The organism is Jidongwangia harbinensis (assembly GCF_020216025.1).
In the GTDB taxonomy this organism is placed as follows: domain Bacteria; phylum Actinomycetota; class Actinomycetes; order Mycobacteriales; family Micromonosporaceae; genus Actinoplanes; species Actinoplanes harbinensis.
In genome coordinates, this window is sequence record NZ_JAIWNC010000010.1 from 175146 (window position 1) to 190759 (window position 15614).

General features: G+C 74.0%; 17 protein-coding genes. 7 read left to right on the top strand and 10 right to left on the bottom strand.

Going from position 1 to position 15614, the window contains the following annotated elements; genetic code table 11:
• Nucleotides 1-20: 20 nt before the first annotated feature.
• The 3 genes from LDL48_RS15635 to LDL48_RS15645 are packed head-to-tail and all read right to left on the bottom strand — an operon-like array spanning nt 21 to nt 2423.
• The gene (locus tag LDL48_RS15635) at nt 21-1445 is read right to left on the bottom strand and encodes a flavin-containing monooxygenase (protein WP_225255842.1); all 1425 of its coding nucleotides are present in this window, start codon (nt 1443-1445) and stop codon (nt 21-23) included.
• Nucleotides 1442-1762: a DUF4873 domain-containing protein gene (locus LDL48_RS15640; RefSeq protein ID WP_225255843.1), complete on the bottom strand. Its 321-nt coding sequence runs from the start codon at nt 1760-1762 to the stop codon at nt 1442-1444. The genes LDL48_RS15635 and LDL48_RS15640 overlap by 4 nt, the downstream gene beginning before the upstream one ends.
• The gene (locus LDL48_RS15645) at nt 1755-2423 is read right to left on the bottom strand and encodes a TetR family transcriptional regulator (RefSeq protein WP_225255844.1); all 669 of its coding nucleotides are present in this window, start codon (nt 2421-2423) and stop codon (nt 1755-1757) included. Before LDL48_RS15645 ends, LDL48_RS15640 begins: the two co-directional genes overlap by 8 nt.
• A 60-nt stretch (nt 2424-2483) precedes the next feature.
• Here LDL48_RS15645 and LDL48_RS15650 point away from each other — a divergent pair, with 60 nt between their 5' ends.
• A complete protein-coding gene (locus LDL48_RS15650) occupies nt 2484-3368 on the top strand; it encodes an AurF N-oxygenase family protein (protein ID WP_225255845.1) in 885 nt (294 codons plus the stop codon).
• Nucleotides 3369-3572: 204 nt separating this feature from the next.
• Nucleotides 3573-4763, top strand: a complete 1191-nt coding sequence (locus LDL48_RS15655) for a CynX/NimT family MFS transporter (protein ID WP_225255846.1) — start codon at nt 3573-3575, stop codon at nt 4761-4763.
• A gap of 678 nt (nt 4764-5441) precedes the next feature.
• Here the strand turns inward: LDL48_RS15655 and LDL48_RS15660 are convergent.
• Genes LDL48_RS15660 through LDL48_RS15690 form a run of 7 tightly spaced genes read right to left on the bottom strand, consistent with a single transcriptional unit; the run spans nt 5442 to nt 10248 of the window.
• Complete coding sequence (locus LDL48_RS15660; RefSeq protein WP_225255847.1) at nt 5442-5807, bottom strand: VOC family protein; 366 nt, start codon at nt 5805-5807, stop codon at nt 5442-5444.
• A complete protein-coding gene (locus LDL48_RS15665; RefSeq protein ID WP_225255848.1) occupies nt 5804-5965 on the bottom strand; it encodes a CopG family transcriptional regulator in 162 nt (53 codons plus the stop codon). Before LDL48_RS15665 ends, LDL48_RS15660 begins: the two co-directional genes overlap by 4 nt.
• Before the next feature lie 32 nt (nt 5966-5997).
• Complete coding sequence (locus tag LDL48_RS15670; RefSeq protein WP_225255849.1) at nt 5998-6714, bottom strand: SDR family NAD(P)-dependent oxidoreductase; 717 nt, start codon at nt 6712-6714, stop codon at nt 5998-6000.
• A 10-nt stretch (nt 6715-6724) separates the two neighbouring features.
• Nucleotides 6725-7729: a zinc-dependent alcohol dehydrogenase gene (locus LDL48_RS15675; RefSeq protein WP_225255850.1), complete on the bottom strand. Its 1005-nt coding sequence runs from the start codon at nt 7727-7729 to the stop codon at nt 6725-6727.
• Between the two features lie 2 nt (nt 7730-7731).
• On the bottom strand, nt 7732-8589 hold the full coding sequence (locus LDL48_RS15680; RefSeq protein WP_225255851.1) for a fumarylacetoacetate hydrolase family protein: 858 nt from the start codon (nt 8587-8589) through the stop codon (nt 7732-7734).
• A gap of 10 nt (nt 8590-8599) precedes the next feature.
• Nucleotides 8600-9469, bottom strand: a complete 870-nt coding sequence (locus tag LDL48_RS15685; protein ID WP_225255852.1) for an SMP-30/gluconolactonase/LRE family protein — start codon at nt 9467-9469, stop codon at nt 8600-8602.
• Entirely contained in the window at nt 9466-10248 is a 783-nt protein-coding gene (locus LDL48_RS15690) for an IclR family transcriptional regulator (protein WP_225255853.1), read from the bottom strand. Before LDL48_RS15690 ends, LDL48_RS15685 begins: the two co-directional genes overlap by 4 nt.
• 71 nt (nt 10249-10319) lie before the next feature.
• On the opposite strand from LDL48_RS15690, the gene LDL48_RS15695 reads away from it, so the two are divergent.
• The 5 genes from LDL48_RS15695 to LDL48_RS15715 are packed head-to-tail and all read left to right on the top strand — an operon-like array spanning nt 10320 to nt 15613.
• A complete protein-coding gene (locus LDL48_RS15695) occupies nt 10320-12035 on the top strand; it encodes an IlvD/Edd family dehydratase (protein WP_225255854.1) in 1716 nt (571 codons plus the stop codon).
• Between the two features lie 54 nt (nt 12036-12089).
• Nucleotides 12090-12713 (top strand): sigma-70 family RNA polymerase sigma factor, encoded by a 624-nt coding sequence (locus LDL48_RS15700; protein ID WP_225255855.1) that lies wholly within the window; start codon nt 12090-12092, stop codon nt 12711-12713.
• Nucleotides 12697-13776: a hypothetical protein gene (locus tag LDL48_RS15705; protein ID WP_225255856.1), complete on the top strand. Its 1080-nt coding sequence runs from the start codon at nt 12697-12699 to the stop codon at nt 13774-13776. The genes LDL48_RS15700 and LDL48_RS15705 overlap by 17 nt, the downstream gene beginning before the upstream one ends.
• On the top strand, nt 13773-14771 hold the full coding sequence (locus tag LDL48_RS15710) for an ABC transporter ATP-binding protein (RefSeq protein ID WP_225255857.1): 999 nt from the start codon (nt 13773-13775) through the stop codon (nt 14769-14771). The genes LDL48_RS15705 and LDL48_RS15710 overlap by 4 nt, the downstream gene beginning before the upstream one ends.
• Entirely contained in the window at nt 14768-15613 is an 846-nt protein-coding gene (locus LDL48_RS15715) for an ABC transporter permease (RefSeq protein ID WP_225255858.1), read from the top strand. Before LDL48_RS15710 ends, LDL48_RS15715 begins: the two co-directional genes overlap by 4 nt.
• Nucleotide 15614 lies beyond the last annotated feature (1 nt).

Genomic DNA, 15614 nt, shown 5'->3' on the forward strand with positions numbered 1-15614 from the left:
GGTGTGCGGTCAAGGCCGCGCTAGCGGAACGTCATGTCCCGGGTCACGTCCGCGCGCATCGTGGTGACCAGGTCGACCAGGTAGTTCTGGCGTACCGTCCAGGGCTGGTGACTGCCGCGCTGGGGGAACCGGTCCCGGGCCCGCTGCACGTACCCGGAGGTGAGGTCCAGCAACGGCCGGCGCGGTCCGGGCGGTGGCTCGTTCGGGGTTGCGGTCGTGTATCCGTGCCGGTCCAGGTGGGCGAGCAGCCGGCAGAGGTAGCGGGACGACAGGTCGGCGCGCAGCGTCCAGGACGCGTTGGCGTACCCGAGGCAGTAGGACAGGTTCGGCACGCCGCTGAACATCATTCCGCGGTACGCCACCCGCCCGCCCGGATCCACCGGCTCGCCGTCCACGGTCAGCCGGATGCCCCCGACCGGCAGCAGCGTCAGGCCGGTCGCCGAGACCACGATGTCGGCCGGCAGCACCGGCCCGGACGCGAGCCGGATGCCCTCGGGTACGAACCGGTCGATGCGGTCGGTGACCACCGACGCGGCGCCGGACCGGATGGCCCGGAACAGGTCGCCGGACGGCACGAAACACGGGCGCTGGTCCCACGGCTGGTAGGACGGCGTGAAGTGGGCGTCGAGGTACGCCGGGTCGGGCAGGACCCGCAGCGCCCGCCGCCGCAGCGCCCGCTTCACCGGTTCCGGGCGGCGCCGGCTGAGCTCGTAGAAGCCCTGGGTCACCAGGATGTTGCGGGCGCGGGCCAGCCGGTGCGCGGCCCCGGCCGGCAGCCACCTGCGCAGCCGGTCGGCGACCGCGTCGCGCGGGTCCCGCGGGGTCACGTACGACGGGGAGCGCTGCAGCATCGTGACGTGCCCGGCGCGCTCCGCCAGCGCCGGCACCAGCGTGACCGCGGTCGATCCGCTGCCGATCACCACCACCCGCCTGCCGGCGTGGTCCAGGTCGCCGGGCCAGAACTGGGGATGGACGAAACGCCCGGCATAGTCCGCCCGCCCCGGGAACTCCGGCTGGTGGCCGCGCTCGTAGTCGTAGTAGCCGGCGCAGACATGCAGAAACCCGCAGGTGTACGTGCCCGCGGTGGTTCGTACCGTCCAGCGGGCCGGCCCCGACGACCAGGCCGCGCTCAGCACCCGGGTGCGCAGCCGGATCCGCCCGGTGATGCCGCCGGCGTCGGCGGTGTCCCGGATGTAGTCCAGGATGGTGTCGCCGGTGGCCATCGAACGCTCGCCGCGCCACGGCCGGAACGGATAGCTCAGCGTGAACATGTCGGAGTCGGAGCGCACGCCCGGGTAGCGGAACAGGTCCCAGGTGCCCCCGACCGACTCGCGCGCCTCCAGGATCAGGTAGCTGGTGCCCGGGCGGTGCTGCCGCAACCGCCACGCCGCGCCGACCCCGGACAGCCCGGCACCGATGATCAGCACGTCGACGTGTTCGGTCATGGCGCCAGTCTGCCCGGTGCGGTGGCCGGTTCGGTCCACGGCGGCGGGCCCACGCCGGAGAGGCGCACCCCGCCCCACGGGTCCGGTTCGCCGATCCGCGCGGCCCGTCCGGTCCCGCCCGGCAGCCGGACCTCCGCCTCCCGCGCGCCGGACCGGACCCGTGCCACCAGCGCCGGGTCGGGCGAGGTGCGGCCGGCCCAGCGGTACCGGCCCTCGACCGGCTCGAAGGTGACCGACAGCCGCACGGTCACCGCCCGGATCTCGGTGCCGACCCGGACGGTGGCCGGGCCGCGGTACTCCTCCGCCGGGTCAGTCACGGCCGGTGGCCGCCAGCCCGCCCGGCAGGTCGGCCGCGCTGCGGACGCCCGCGACGCCGCTCCACAGGAACGTGGTCAGGTACTCGCTGAGCGCGGCCCGGCTGATCGGCTGCTGGTGACGCAGCCACCAGTCGCCGACCGTCTGCACGTACCCGACGACGCCGTACGCCCAGGGCAGCGCCGGGCCGGCGTCCAGGCCGGCGTCGCGCAGCCGGTCGCCGAGGATGCGGGCGAGCGCGCTGGCCACCGTGTCCACCACGTCCGCCACCACGTCGCGGTGCCGTTCCACGTCCGGCCGGTGCACCACGAAGCGGTACACGTGCGGATCGGCCTCGATGAGCGTCAGGTAGGCGTCCACCGCGGCGCCCACGACGTCGCGGTCCGCGCGGACCGCGGCCACCGCGGGTTCGATCGCGGCGACCAGCATGGCCGCCGCCTCGACGCCGACCGCCTGCCAGAGCTGCGACTTGTCGGCGAAGTACCGGTACAGCACCGGCTTGCTGACGCCGGCGTGGGCGGCGATGGCCTCCATGCCGATGTCCGGCCCGTGCGCGCGGATCGCCTCGATCGCGGCGACGGTCAGCTGGGCGCGGCGCTGCTCGCGGTGGTCCGCCCAGCGCTGCCGGCGGCCGTCCTTGACGCCCGGATCGACGAAGTTCATAGTACGAGAAGTAACTGTTACTTCCGGTAACGTCAAGTCCCCCCGGTCCCGGAGGTCCGCATGGCCACCCCCGATCGCGAACTGACCGCCACCCGGCTGCTGCACACCTCGGCCGAGCGCACCTACGACCCCGCCGTCGAGATCGACTGGGACGCCGACCTGGCACCCGGACTCTTCTTCACCCCGCCGGAACGCTCCACGCTGTACGGCACCCCGCTGTGGGAGGCGCTCAGCGAACCGCAGCGCATCACGCTCACCCGGCACGAGGCGGCCAGCGTGGCCGGCCTGGGCGTCTGGTTCGAGACGATCCTCATGCAACTGCTCATCCGCGCCTACTACCGGCAGGACCCGACCGACGCGCACGCCCAGTACGCGCTCACCGAGATCGCCGACGAGTGCCGCCACTCGGTGATGTTCGGCCGGATGATCGACCGCCTCGGCTGCCCGAACTACCGCCCCGGCGGCATCAACGACGTGCTCGGCAGGTGGGTCGCCGCCACCGCCAGCGGACCCCGGATGTACGCCGCCATCCTGATCGGCGAGGAGGTGCTGGACACGTTCCAGCGCGAGGCGTCCGCCGACGAGCGGGTGCAGCCGCTGGTCCGGATGGTGTCCCGGCTGCACGTGGTGGAGGAGGCCCGGCACGTCCGGTACGCCCGGGAGGAACTGGCCCGCCAGATCCGCGCCGCCGGGACCGCCCGGCTCCGGTTCGACCAGATGATCATCGGGCGGGCGGCGTACCTGGTCGGCACCCGGCTGGTGCACCACGACGTCTACCGGTCCGTCGGCATCGACCCGGCGGTGGGCCGGCGCGCCGCGCGGGCCAACCCGCACTACCGGGCGAGCCTGCGCTGGGCCGCCCGGCGGGTGGTGGCCTACCTGGACGGGCTGGGGCTGATCGGCGGCCCGGGACTGCCGCTGTGGCGCCGGTCCGGACTGCTCTGACCGGCCGGGCGCCGCACCCCGGCCGGGCGCCGCACCCCGGCCGCCCGTCGCGCCTCGGTCACCCCACGGCGGCCGGCGGCGCACCCTTCGCGCCGACGGCGGCCGGCGGCGCACCCTTCGCGCCGTGACCCGCGCCGGAGCGGGCGGTGAACACGGCCACATCGGCGGGCGGGGCGCCGGTAAGGGGCACATGATGGTTCGGTGGTGACAGAGCAGACCCGGCCGAGGGTACGGGCGCCCGGCGCGCTGCTGCCGCTCGTGGCCCTCGTGCTGGCCGCGGTGAACCTGCGGCTCGCCGTCACCAGCGTGGGCCCGGTGCTGGCCGAGGTCCGGCAGGGGACCGGGATGAGCGCCACCGTGGCCGGCCTGCTGACCTCGCTGCCGGTGGTGTGCTTCGCGACCGTCGGATTCGCGGCACCCCGGCTGGCCCGGCGGTTCGGCCCGGCCACCGTGATCGCGGCCGGGCTGGCCCTGCTCACCGCCGGACTGGCGGCCCGCGCGTACGTACCCGGAACCGCGCTCTTCGTCCTGCTCAGCGGCCTGGCGCTGGCCGGCATCGCGCTGGTCAACGTGCTGCTGCCGGTGATCGTCAAGGACCGGTTCCCGGACCGGGTGGGCACCATGACCGGCATCTACTCGGTCGCGCTGAACGTCGGCGCCACCGCGGCCGCCGGCGCCACCGTCCCGATCAGCGCGGCGCTCGGCGGCGACTGGCGTTTCGGGCTGGCGTCCTGGGCGCTGGTCGCGGCGCTGGCCGTGCCGGCCTGGTTGCTGCTGGCCCGGCACCGCACCCCCACGCCGGTGGTGACCGGCCCGGTGGCGCCGGACGTGCGGATCGTCCGCAGCCCGGTCGCCTGGGCGCTGGGCGCGTACTTCGGTCTGCAGGCCACCTCCGCGTACGTCATGATCGGCTGGTTGCCGCAGATCTACCGCGACGCCGGCCTGTCCGCGGAGAAGGCCGGGCTGCTGTTCGCCGTGACGTCGTTCCTCGGCGTGCCGCTCGGTTTCCTGATCACCTCGGTCGCCGGGCGGCTGCGCAGCCAGAGCGCGCTGGCCGTGGCACTGGGCCTGTGCGGTGCCGTGGGGTACGCCGGCCTGTGGGCCTCACCGGCCGCCGCGCCCTGGCTGTGGGCGGTGCTGTTGGGCGTGGTCAACTGCGCGTTCCCGCTCGCCCTGACCATGATCCCGCTGCGCGGCCGCAGCCCGGCGACGGTGGTGCGGCTGTCCGCGTTCGGCCAGGGCGTCGGCTACCTGATCGCCATCCCCGGGCCGATCCTGGTCGGGCTGCTGCACGAGGTGAGCGGCGGCTGGCGGCTGCCCCTCGGGTTCATGGTGGTGCTGATGGTGCCGCAGCTGATCGCCGGGTTCGCGGCCGGCCGCGACCGCCAGGTCTGAGCCGCGCGGGGCGCTGGTGCCGTCGCGAGGGGGTGCGCGCCGTCAGCGGGCCGCCGGACCCATGTCAGCGCCGATCCGGGCCCGCCCCGCCGCTCATCGTCACCGCCGTCGTTCCGGCCGCGCGCAGCAGCGTCGGTACACCACGAACGGAACGCCACCGTGGTTTCAGCCCCGAATACCAACGCTGGTGTGCCAGTGGAGCGCTCCACTGGAACGATCTCGGTAAGTCGAACATGCGAACGCGGCCGGATTTCGGGTCCGATCCGCGCCGACTCCCGTGACCGCTGCCGGTGTGAGATACGCATACCGACGATCGGCTCCTTGGCCGTCGTGGCTTACCGGGTGACCCGATCCGTCCCGTTCCCACTCCTGTGCGACATGCCCGCCGATACCGGACGACAGTGGTGTGCTAGTGGAACACCACTGTCGTTATGCGGTGCCCATAACGACGCTGGTGTGCCACTGGAGCGCTCCAGTGGCACACCAACGTCGTTATGCGCGGGCTGGAATGACGGTGGTGTTCCACTGGCGCGAGGTTGGGAGCTTGTGGTGTGGCGATGCTCGTCGGGGGCTACGGCGAGTGTGGCGCGGACGATGGTGCCGATGCTTGTGGTGTAGAACCGCCTACCTAGGGCTCCACGCCTGCCTTCACCGCCGGACCACTTTGAAGGCCCGGCGTCAGGGCGTGCGGTACAGCGAACGGTCCGAGAAGTTGATCTGCACCGGGGTGCCGTCGGGTCCGGTGACCCGCAGGATGCGGCCGAAGTTCTCGTCCAGCACCACGGCGTCGGGGAATCCGGCCCCGGTCAGTCGTTCGGCGACCGCGTCGGGGTCCTCGTCGCTCTCGAAGGAGAGTTCGGTCCCCCCGCCGGCCATGCCGCTGTCGCCGGGCGCGGTGTGCAGGCAGAGGAGTGCGGACGGGGCGGCCAGTTCGGCCCAGCCGCCCTTGCGGTGTTCGGCCTCGACGGCGAAGCCCAGGGCGGCCAGGAAGTCGCCGGTGCGGGCCATGTCGCCGGTGTAGTAGACGGGGGCGAGCCGGATCATCGCTGGTCCTTTCCGAGATGACTGCGCATGGCCTCCTCGACGAGCGCCGAGAGGGAGACGCCGCGCTCGATCGAGGCCAGCTTGATCTCGCGGATCAGGGACGCCGGAAGCAGCACGTTGAACTGGCGCTTCTCGTCGGCGGCGGGAGGCGTGGACATGTCTAGGACTCTAGATTCCTAGAAATCTAGAGTCAACGGGGGAGCCGTAGCCCGATCACGCCCGCGTCGACGGTCAGCAGGGTTCCGGTGGTGGCCGACGACAGCGGGCTGGCCAGGTGCGCGATCGTGTGCGCGACCTCGTCCGCGGTCACCAGCCGGCCCATCGGCTGCCGGCCGACGAGCGCGGTCCGGGCGGCGTCGGGGTCGTCCGCGGCGTCCAGCAACCGGCCCACCCACGGGGTGTCCGCGGTGCCGGGCACCACCGCGTTGACCCGGATTCCCTCCCGGACGTGGTCGGCCGCCATGGCCAGGGTGAGCGCGGCCACGGCGCCCTTGCTGGCCGAGTACAACGCCCGCTGCGGTACCCCCACCTGGGCAGCGATCGAGCAGGTGTTGACGATCGCCGCGTGCGAGGACCGGCGCAGGTGCGGCAGCGCGGCCCGGGAAACCCGGGCGATGCCGACCACGTTGACGTCGAGGACCCGGTGCCACTCGTCGTCGTCGTTCGCGGTGACGTCGCCGACCGCGCCGATGCCGGCGTTGTTGACCAGCACGTCGAGGCGCCCGTGCCGGGCCACCACGGCGTCGATCGCGGCGTCGACCGAGGCGGTGTCACGGACGTCGCAGCCGTCGGCCAGGTCGAGGCTCGCCACGGTGGCGCCGCGGCCGGTCAGCGTGGCGACCGTGGCCGCGCCGATGCCGCTGGCGCCGCCGGTGACCACGGCCACCAGGCCGTCGAAGTCAGACACCGGACCACTCCTAACGTCGCGGATCGATGTGGATTTTAGGGGCGGAACCCCAGGACGGGTCGCGCTCGCCGGCCAGCACCGCGACCGCGTCGTCCAGGCCGACCGTGGCGGCCACCAGGGGGCGGGGATCGACGGTGCCGGAGGCGTACCGGCCGATGGTCTCGGCCAGGCCGCCGGACGCGCTGAGGATGCCGGTCACGGTCAGGTCCCGCAGCGCGATCCGGCGGGTGTCGGCCAGACTCGGTTCGCCGGCGATGCCGATGTAGACCACCCGGCCGCCGGGCTCGACCAGATCCAGCGCGAGCGCGGGCAGGTGCGGCGCGGTGGAGGCGTCGATCACCGCGTCGAACGGCAGGCCGGGCAGGGTCTCAACGGTCCAGGCGTGAGCGAAGCCGAGGGTACGGGGGAAGTCCACGGTCAGCCCCAGCAGGTGCACCTCGGCGCCCTGGGCGGCGGCGAACTGGGCGGCCAGCAGGCCGATCGTGCCGGGCCCGGTGATCAGCACCCGCGAGCCGGGGGAGAGGCCGGCGGCGAGGACCGCCCGCAGCGCGTTGCCGCCCGGCTCGACCAGCGCGCCGAGCGTCGCGTCCACGCTGTCCGGGAGTTCGTGCAGGGCCCGGACCGGCACCCGCAGCGCCGTGGCCAGGGCGCCGGGCCAGCCGCGCCGGATGCCGATCTCGTACCGGTCGGCGCACAGGTGCTGGCGCCCGGACCGGCAGCGGGGGCACCGGCCGCAGCCCAGCATGGTGTCGCCGGTGACCCGGCGGCCCACCCAGTCCGGGTCCGCCTCCGCGCCCACCGCGGACACCGTGCCGCACCACTCGTGTCCGATCCGGATCGGGTACGCGGCCTCACCGGTGTGCAGGTACGTCATGTCGCCCGAGAAGAACTCCAGGTCCGTGCCGCAGACTCCGGCCCGCTCCACCCGCACGACCGCCTCGCCGGGGCCGGGCACGGGCTCGTCGACCTCGCGCACCTCCGCCCGCCCCGGTTCGGTGATCACGAAGGCGCGCATGCTCACCGTGGCGGCAGGATCTGCTGGCGTTGCGTGCCGAGACCGTCGATGCCGAGTTCCACCACGTCGCCCGGCTGCAGGAAGACCGGCGGCCGCTGGCCGTCACCCACGCCGGGCGGCGTGCCGGTGTCGATCAGGTCGCCCGGCTCCAGCACCAGGAACTGGCTCAGGTAATGCACGATCGTGTACGGGTCGAACACCATCGTCGCGGTGTTGCCGGTCTGCCGGCGTACCCCGTTGACGTCCAGCCACATGCCCAGATCGCCCACGTCCGCGATCTCGTCCGGGGTGGCCAGCCACGGCCCGGCCGGGTTGAACGTCTCCGCGCTCTTGCCCTTCGACCACTGCCCGCCGCGTTCCTTCTGGAACGCCCGCTCGCTGACGTCGTTGCAGACCACGTAGCCGGCGATCGCGTCGCGGGCGTCCGCCGGCGAGTCCAGGTAGCTGGTCCGCCGGCCGATCACCACGCCCAGCTCGACCTCCCAGTCCAGCTTGGTGGCGCCGCGCGGCATCCGGACCGGATCGTTCGGGCCGATCAGGGTGTTCGGCGGCTTGGTGAACAGGATCGGCTCGTCCGGCACCGGCATCCCGGACTCGGCGGCGTGGTCCCGGTAGTTCAGCCCGATGCAGAGGATCTGGTGCGGCCGGGCGAACGGTGCGCCGATCCGCTCACCGGCGAACGCCACCGTGTCCCCGGCGGCGATCCGGTCCGCGACCGCGGACCGCAGCGCGTCGTGCCCGCCGGCGAAGTAGCCGGCGTCGAACTCGGGCACCAGGTCGGAGACGTCCACATAGGATTCCTCGTCGACCCGCACCACCGGTTTCTCGGCCCCGGCCGGCCCGATGCGCATCAGCTGCATGGCAGTCCTCTCAGCGGAAACCGGCCCAGGGTGTGGCCGGCTGGCCGGTCGCGCCGACGTCGGCCAGGAAGAGCCGTCCGGAGTCCGGGTGGCGGGCCAGGTCGGCGTCGGTCAGATCCTTGGTGGCGGTGGTGATCAGCAGCCGGTCCAGTCCGGGCCCGACGAACGCCACGCTGGTCACGTGCGGCACGCCGACCTCGACCACGCCGGTCAGCTCGCCGGCCGGGGAGTACCGCCGGACCTCGCCGCCGTCCCAGAACGCGATCCACAGGTCGCCGCGTGCGTCCACGCACATGCCGTCCGGCGTCACGTCCGGGGTGAGCAGCACCCGCCGCGGACCGTCCGGCCAGTCCCGCACGTAGACCACGCCGGGAACGCTGTCGATGCTGTAGAACAGGGCCCCGTCCGGGCTCCAGCCCATTCCGTTCGACAGGCTCAGGCCGGCGTCGACGGTGTGCACCGCGCCGTCCGCGGTCACCCGGACCAGCACCTCGCCGCCGGGCCGGTCGTCGAACGCGAGGCTGCCCACCAGGAACGTGCCGGACGGGTCGCAGGCGCCGTCGTTGAGGCGCCGGCCGCTGCCGGCCGGCAGCACCGCCGGGCCCGGCGTCACGGCCCCGCCCGGATCCACCACCAGCAGGTTCTCGGTCCCGGCCACGAGCAGTTCCCCGGTCCGCCCGGCGACCACCGCGCCCACCGTCCGGTCCAGGTGGTGGACCCGCTCGGTGAACACCCGGTCGTCGTCCAGGCGCCCCTCGTGCACGGTGCCGGCCAGGATGTCCACCCAGAGCACCCGGTCCCGCGGCCCGTCCCAGAGCGGACCCTCGCCCAGCGCGTGCACCTCCGGCGCGGCCGGCGCGGCCCGCCAGCGGGCGATCACGCGCGCACCAGGTCGCGGATCGCGGACACGTCGGCCACCAGACGGGACAGCGGCGTACGGTACGCCGGCGCGGACACGCTCACCGCGCCGGTCGGCACGGTCGGCGAGCCCAGGAACACCGGCACCGCCACGCAGGTGACGCCGGGCTCGTTCTCCTGGTCGTCGGCGGCCCAGCCCTGCGACCGGACGGTGCGCAGCTCGGCGGCGAGCGCGGCGGCCGTGGTGTGGGTGCGGTCGGTGCGCCGTTCCAGTACCCGGTGGCCGACCCAGGCGGTCACCGCGGCGTCGTCCGGCAGCGCGTACGCCAGCAGCAGCTTGCCCACCGCCGTGCAGTGCGCCGGGTTGCGCCCGCCGACGGTGGAGGTGAGCCGCACCGGGCCGGTCGGCGGGTCGACCTTCGCCCGGTAGACCACGGTGGCGCCGTCGAGCACGGCGTAGTGCGCGGTCTCGCCGTACCGCTCGGCCAGGGTGTGCAGCACCGGGCTGATCCGGACGTGCTCCGGCCGGGCCTCGTGGTGGGCGAACGCCAGGCGCAGGAACTCGTCGCCCAGCACGTAGCGGCCACGGCCGTCCTGGCTGGCGAACGCGGCCCGGCGCAGCGCGGCCAGCGCCCGGTGCACGGTGGCCTTGTTGCTGGACACCACCCGGGCCATCTCGTCCAGCCCGATTCCCTCCGGATGCCTGGCCAGTTCGGCGAGGATGGCCAGGACGCGGTCGGCGCCGACCAGTCGGTCGGGCCCGTCCTGTTCCGGCAGCGGCGGTGCGGCGGTAAGGTCCATGATGTTCCAGATGTTAAACCGGCGTTCCGTTTATCGGAAGACGATCCGGTGGATTCGGGAGGCGAACCGTCATGACAGCCCTGCGCAGCGACGAGTGGTACGCGGGACAGGACCGCAACTCCTACATGCACCGCGCCTGGATGCGCCGGGGCACGCCGAACTCGTCGTTCCAGGGCCGCCCGCAGATCGCCCTGGCCAACACCGCGTCCGACCTGACCCCGTGCAACAGCCACCTCAACGAGGTCGCCGAGCACGTCAAGCAGGGCGTCTGGGAGGCCGGCGGGGTGCCGCTGAACCTGCCCGTGGTCTCGCTCGGGGAGACCCAGGTCCGGCCCACCGCGATGCTCTGGCGCAACATGGCCGCGATGGCCATCGAGGAGATGCTGCGGGCCAACCCGATCGACGGCGTGGTGCTGCTCGGCGGCTGCGACAAGACGATCCCGTCGCTGCTCATGGCGGCCGCCTCGGTCGACCTGCCGGCCGTGGTGGTGCCCGGCGGCCCGATGCTCACCGGCACGTTCCGGGGCACCCCGCTGGGCTGCGGCACCGACGTGTGGCGGCTCTCCGAGGAGGTCCGGGCCGGCACGCTCACCGAGGGTGCGTTCATGGACTCCGAGTCCTCGATGATCCGCAGCCGCGGGCACTGCAACACCATGGGCACGGCCTCCACCATGGGGCTGCTCGCCGAGTCGCTGGGCACCACGATGCCCGGCATCGCCGGCATCCCGGCGGCGGACAGCCGGCTGCTGGCCCGGGCGCACGAGACCGGCCGGCTCGTCGTCGACATGGTGGCCGCCGACCGGCGGCCCAGCTCGATGCTGACCGCCGGCTCGTTCCACAACGCGATCGTGGCGCTGGCCGCGATCGGCGGTTCCACCAACGCCGTGGTGCACCTGCTGGCCATCGCCGGGCGGGTCGGCGTGCCGCTCACCCTGGACGACTTCGACCGGATCGCCGCGGAGGTCCCGCTCCTGGTCGACCTGCAGCCCGCCGGGCGGTACCTGATGGAGGACCTGTACCGGGCCGGCGGGCTGGCCGCCGTGCTGCGCGAGGTGGTCGACCTGCTCGACCACGACGCGATCACCGCCACCGGCGAACCGCTGGTCAAGTCGCTGACCGACGCGCAGGTGTGGGACCGCGAGGTGATCCGGCCGCGGGAGGCGCCGTTGCAGCCCAACGCCGGCATCGCCCTGCTGCGCGGCAACCTGGCGCCGAACGGCGCGATCATCAAGCCCGCCGCCGCGTCGCCGCACCTGCTGCGGCACCGCGGGCGCGCGGTGGTGTTCGACTCGATCGAGGACTTCCACGCCCGGATCGACGACCCGGACCTGGACGTCGACGCGGACAGCGTGCTGGTGCTGCGCGGCTGCGGCCCGCGGGGCTACCCGGGCATGCCCGAGGTGTCCAACATGCCGCTGCCGGCCAAGCTGCTGCAGCAGGGCGTCCGCGACATGGTCCGGATCTGCGACGGCCGGATGAGCGGCACGGCGTACGGCACGGTGGTGCTGCACGTGGCGCCGGAGGCGGCGGCCGGTGGGCCGCTGGACCGGGTGCGTACCGGTGACTGGATCGTCCTGGACGTGCCCGGCCGCAGCCTGGACGTGGAGATCACCGCGGAGGAACTGGCGGCCCGCCCGCCGTCCGAGGCGATGAGCGCGGCGCTGGCCCGGCCCCGGCGCGGGTGGGAGAAGCTGTACGTGGAGACCGTGCTGGGCGCGGACACCGGCGCGGACTGCGACTTCCTGGTCGGTTCCAGCGGGGACAAGGTGTCGCGCGAATCGCACTGACGGGTTTTTCCACGGTTCGTGTCACATCCGGCGCCCGGGCGGTGCTAACCGTATGTGAAACACGATGTGGAGCTGGCCGGGCCTGGTGAGGCGGCGCTGCCGCCCCCGGCCGGACCCGGCCCGGCGGCACCGCGCACCGAGCGGAAGGACGGCATGTCCTCCTTGACTCCTCCCGGGCGCGGAGCCGTCCGTGCCGACCTCGAGGAGGTCTTCCGCACCGCCTACCCGCGGGTCGTCGCGGTCGCCGCCCGGGTGCTGCGGTCCCGCGACGAGGCCGAGGACGTGGCGCAGGAGGTCTTCCTGACGTTCGGGCGGTCCACGGTGCCGCCCGGCGAGGCGATGGCCTGGCTGTCCGTGGCCGCGGCGCACATCGCGCTGAACCACCTGCGGTCGCACCGCCGGCGCGCCTGGCGGGAGGAGGCCGCCGGGGACCACGGCGCCGTCACCCCCGACGTGGCCGACGCGGTGGTCACCCTGGAGGAGCGCCGCCGGGTCCGGGAGGCGCTGGCCCGGCTGCCCCGCAAGCACGCCGTCGCCCTGGTCCTGCGGCACAGCGGCCTCAGTTACGCCGAGGTCGCGGCCGCCCTCGATCTCTCCCCCGGCAGCGTGGGCACCACCGTGCGGCGCGCCGAATCCGCCCTGCGTAAGGAGTTGAACCGTCATGCGTCATCCCACTGACGGCACGCTGCGCCGGCTCCTGGACGAGCCCGCCGGTGTCGCCGACGCCGATCGCGAACACGTCGCCGGCTGCCCGGTGTGCCGGTCCGGCCTGGCCGCCGCCCAGCAGGACGCGGCGCTGAGCCGCGCGGCACTGGACGTCGACCTCGCAGTGGACACCGACCGCGGCTGGTCCCGCCTGTCCCAGGCGATCACCGCCGAGGGTGTCCGGCCCCGGCCGGTGACCGCGGCGTCGCGATGGCGGGCGGCGGTGCGTAAGCCGGTGGTCGCGGTGGTCGCCGTGCTGGCCATCCTGGGCGGGGCGAGCGCCGCGGCCGCCGCGGACTGGCTGCAGATCTACCGGACCGAGCGGATCGCCCCGGTCACGCTGACCCAGGCCGACCTGGTCGCCCTGCCCGACCTCACCGCGTACGGGACGGTCCAGGCGGACGACCTCAACGTGCGCGAGGTCGCCGACGCCGCCGCCGCGAAGCAGGCCACCGGCCTGGCCGTACCCCGGGTGAACGAGCTGCCCCGCGGGGTGACCGGCGAACCGACGTTCCAGGTCGGCGACCGGGTGAACGCGGTGTTCACCTTCTCCGCCGACCGGGCGGCGCGGACCGCGGCGGCCACCGGACGGACGCTGCCGCCGCCACCGCCCGGCCTCGACGGCAGCCAGTTCAAGCTGAGCGCCGGTCCCGGGCTGGCCGCGGTCTGGACCGAGGCCCGCGGTGTGCCGGCCCTGCTCGTGGCCCGCGTGGTCGCACCCACCGCGTACTCGGCGGGCATCCCGTTCACGACGGCGGTGGACTACCTGCTGACGCTGCCCGGTCTGCCGGACGCCGTGGCGACGCAGCTGCGCGGCTTCACCGCCGGCGGCACGACGCTGCCGCTGCCGGTCAACTCGCAGTACCTGACCAGCTCCACCGCCGACGTCGGCGGATCCCCGGCCACGGTGCTGACCTCCCGGGACGGCCTGGTGGCGATCGCGGTCTGGGTGAACGACGGCGTGGTCACCGTGGTGGCCGGTTCGATGAGCACGGACGAGGTGCTGTCGGTGGCCCGCGGGCTGGAGCCGCGGTGACCACCGACCACACCGCCCGGCCGGCCGCCGGAACCGCGCTCGACGTCGCGGACCACCTGCTCGCCACGCTGCCCCCGGCGTCCGCGGTGTGGTGCTCCGGGCTGCGCAAGCGGTACCGGCGGCAGACCGCGGTCGACGACGTGTCGTTCACCGTCGCCCGCGGCGAGGTGCTGGGCCTGCTGGGACCGAACGGGGCCGGCAAGACCAGCGTCATCAAGATCCTGCTCGGGCTGGTCCGGCCGGACGCGGGGGAGGTGCTGCTGCTCGGCCGGCCCGGCACCGACCCGCAGGCCCGGCGCCGGGTCGGCTATCTGCCGGAGCTGTTCCGGTACCAGCCGTGGCTCACCGCCGCCGAGGTGCTGGACCTGCACGTCCGGCTGGCCGGCGCCGCGGTGCCGGACGCCGAGCGGCGCGACTGCCTGGCCCTGGTCGGTCTCGCCGACCGGGCCGGCGACCGGGTGGGCGGCTTCTCCAAGGGCATGCAGCAGCGCCTCGGGCTCGCCGTCGCGCTGGTGGCCCGCCCGGAACTGGTGGTCCTCGACGAGCCGACCAGCGCGCTGGACCCGCTCGGCCGGGCCGACGTCCGGGACCTGCTGCTGTCGCTGAAGACCCGGCAGGTGGCGGTCCTGCTCAACTCGCACCTGATCGGCGAGGTGGAACGGGTCTGCGACCGGGTCGTCATCCTGGACAAGGGCCGGGTCGCCGCCGCCGGCACGCTGCCGGAACTGCTCGGCCAGCGCGAGCTGCGGCTGCGGCTGGACGGGGTGGGCGCGCCGGCGGAGGCCCGGCTGGCCGCCGCGGGACGGCTCACCCGCGACGGTGACGGGTACACCGTCGCCCTGCCGGCCGACCCGGACCCCACCACCGTGCCGGACCTCGTGGCCGACCTGGTCGCCCTGGGCGTGCGCGTGCACGCGGTCGAGCCCGGACACATCAGCCTGGAGGAACGGCTCCTGGACATCCTGCGTACCGGTTCCAGCGAGGAGCACCGATGAGCACCGCCCGTACCGTCTTCGTGATCGCCGGCCTCACCCTGCAGGAGGCCGTCCGCCGCCGGGTGCTGCGCGCGATCGTCGTGATGACGGTCGTGCTGCTCACGCTGAGCGCCTGGGGGTTCTACCGGCTCGACGCGGAGTTCGGCACGTTCACCACCGGCGAGGCCCGGATCGCCGCGTCCACCGTGCTGAACCTGGTGATGTTCGGCCTCAGCCTGATCGCCGCGCTCGGCACGGCGTTCCTGGCCGGACCCACCATGGCCGGGGAGATCGAGTCGGGGATCGCGCTGGCCGTGATGACCCGGCCGGTACGCCGCGCCGCGGTCCTGCTGGGCAAGTGGCTGGGCCTGGTGGTCTTCGGCAGCGGGTTCGTGGTGGTCGCCGGGCTGGGCCAGCTGGTCATCGTCCGGGCCACGGTGGGCTACTGGCCGCCGCACCCGGCGACCGGACTGGCGCTGCTCGCCGCGCAGACCACGGTGCTGCTCACCCTGGGGCTGCTGCTGTCCACGGTGATCTCGCCGATGGCCTCGGGCATCGTGGCGGTCGGCCTGTTCGGCGCCACCTGGATCGCCGGCGTGGTCGGCATGGTGGGCGAGGCCTTCGGCAACCCGGGCGTGGCCCAGGTGGGCACGGTCTCCCGGATGCTGCTGCCCACCGACGGCCTGTGGCGCGGCGCCATGCACTCCTTCCAGCATCCCGGGCTGGCCCAGTTCCCGGCGTTCGAGGACTCGCCGTTCCTGAGCATGTCCCCGCTCACCGCCACCTACCTGGGCTGGTCCGCGCTCTGGGTCGCCCTGGCCCTCGGGCTGGCCGGCCTGGCCTTCCAGCGCCGCGATCTGTAGC

Excerpts from the sequence above, each read along its gene's own strand:
- LDL48_RS15695 (WP_225255854.1), top strand. The coding sequence starts at position 10,320 with ATGACAGCCCTGCGCAGCGACGAGTGGTACGCGGGACAGGACCGCAAC.
- LDL48_RS15690 (WP_225255853.1), bottom strand. The coding sequence starts at position 10,248 with ATGGACCTTACCGCCGCACCGCCGCTGCCGGAACAGGACGGGCCCGAC.
- LDL48_RS15650 (WP_225255845.1), top strand. The coding sequence starts at position 2,484 with ATGGCCACCCCCGATCGCGAACTGACCGCCACCCGGCTGCTGCACACC.
- LDL48_RS15705 (WP_225255856.1), top strand. The coding sequence starts at position 12,697 with ATGCGTCATCCCACTGACGGCACGCTGCGCCGGCTCCTGGACGAGCCC.
- LDL48_RS15660 (WP_225255847.1), bottom strand. The coding sequence starts at position 5,807 with ATGATCCGGCTCGCCCCCGTCTACTACACCGGCGACATGGCCCGCACC.
- LDL48_RS15715 (WP_225255858.1), top strand. The coding sequence starts at position 14,768 with ATGAGCACCGCCCGTACCGTCTTCGTGATCGCCGGCCTCACCCTGCAG.
- LDL48_RS15675 (WP_225255850.1), bottom strand. The coding sequence starts at position 7,729 with ATGCGCGCCTTCGTGATCACCGAACCGGGGCGGGCGGAGGTGCGCGAG.
- LDL48_RS15665 (WP_225255848.1), bottom strand. The coding sequence starts at position 5,965 with ATGTCCACGCCTCCCGCCGCCGACGAGAAGCGCCAGTTCAACGTGCTG.
- LDL48_RS15645 (WP_225255844.1), bottom strand. The coding sequence starts at position 2,423 with ATGAACTTCGTCGATCCGGGCGTCAAGGACGGCCGCCGGCAGCGCTGG.
- LDL48_RS15680 (WP_225255851.1), bottom strand. The coding sequence starts at position 8,589 with ATGCAGCTGATGCGCATCGGGCCGGCCGGGGCCGAGAAACCGGTGGTG.
- LDL48_RS15635 (WP_225255842.1), bottom strand. The coding sequence starts at position 1,445 with ATGACCGAACACGTCGACGTGCTGATCATCGGTGCCGGGCTGTCCGGG.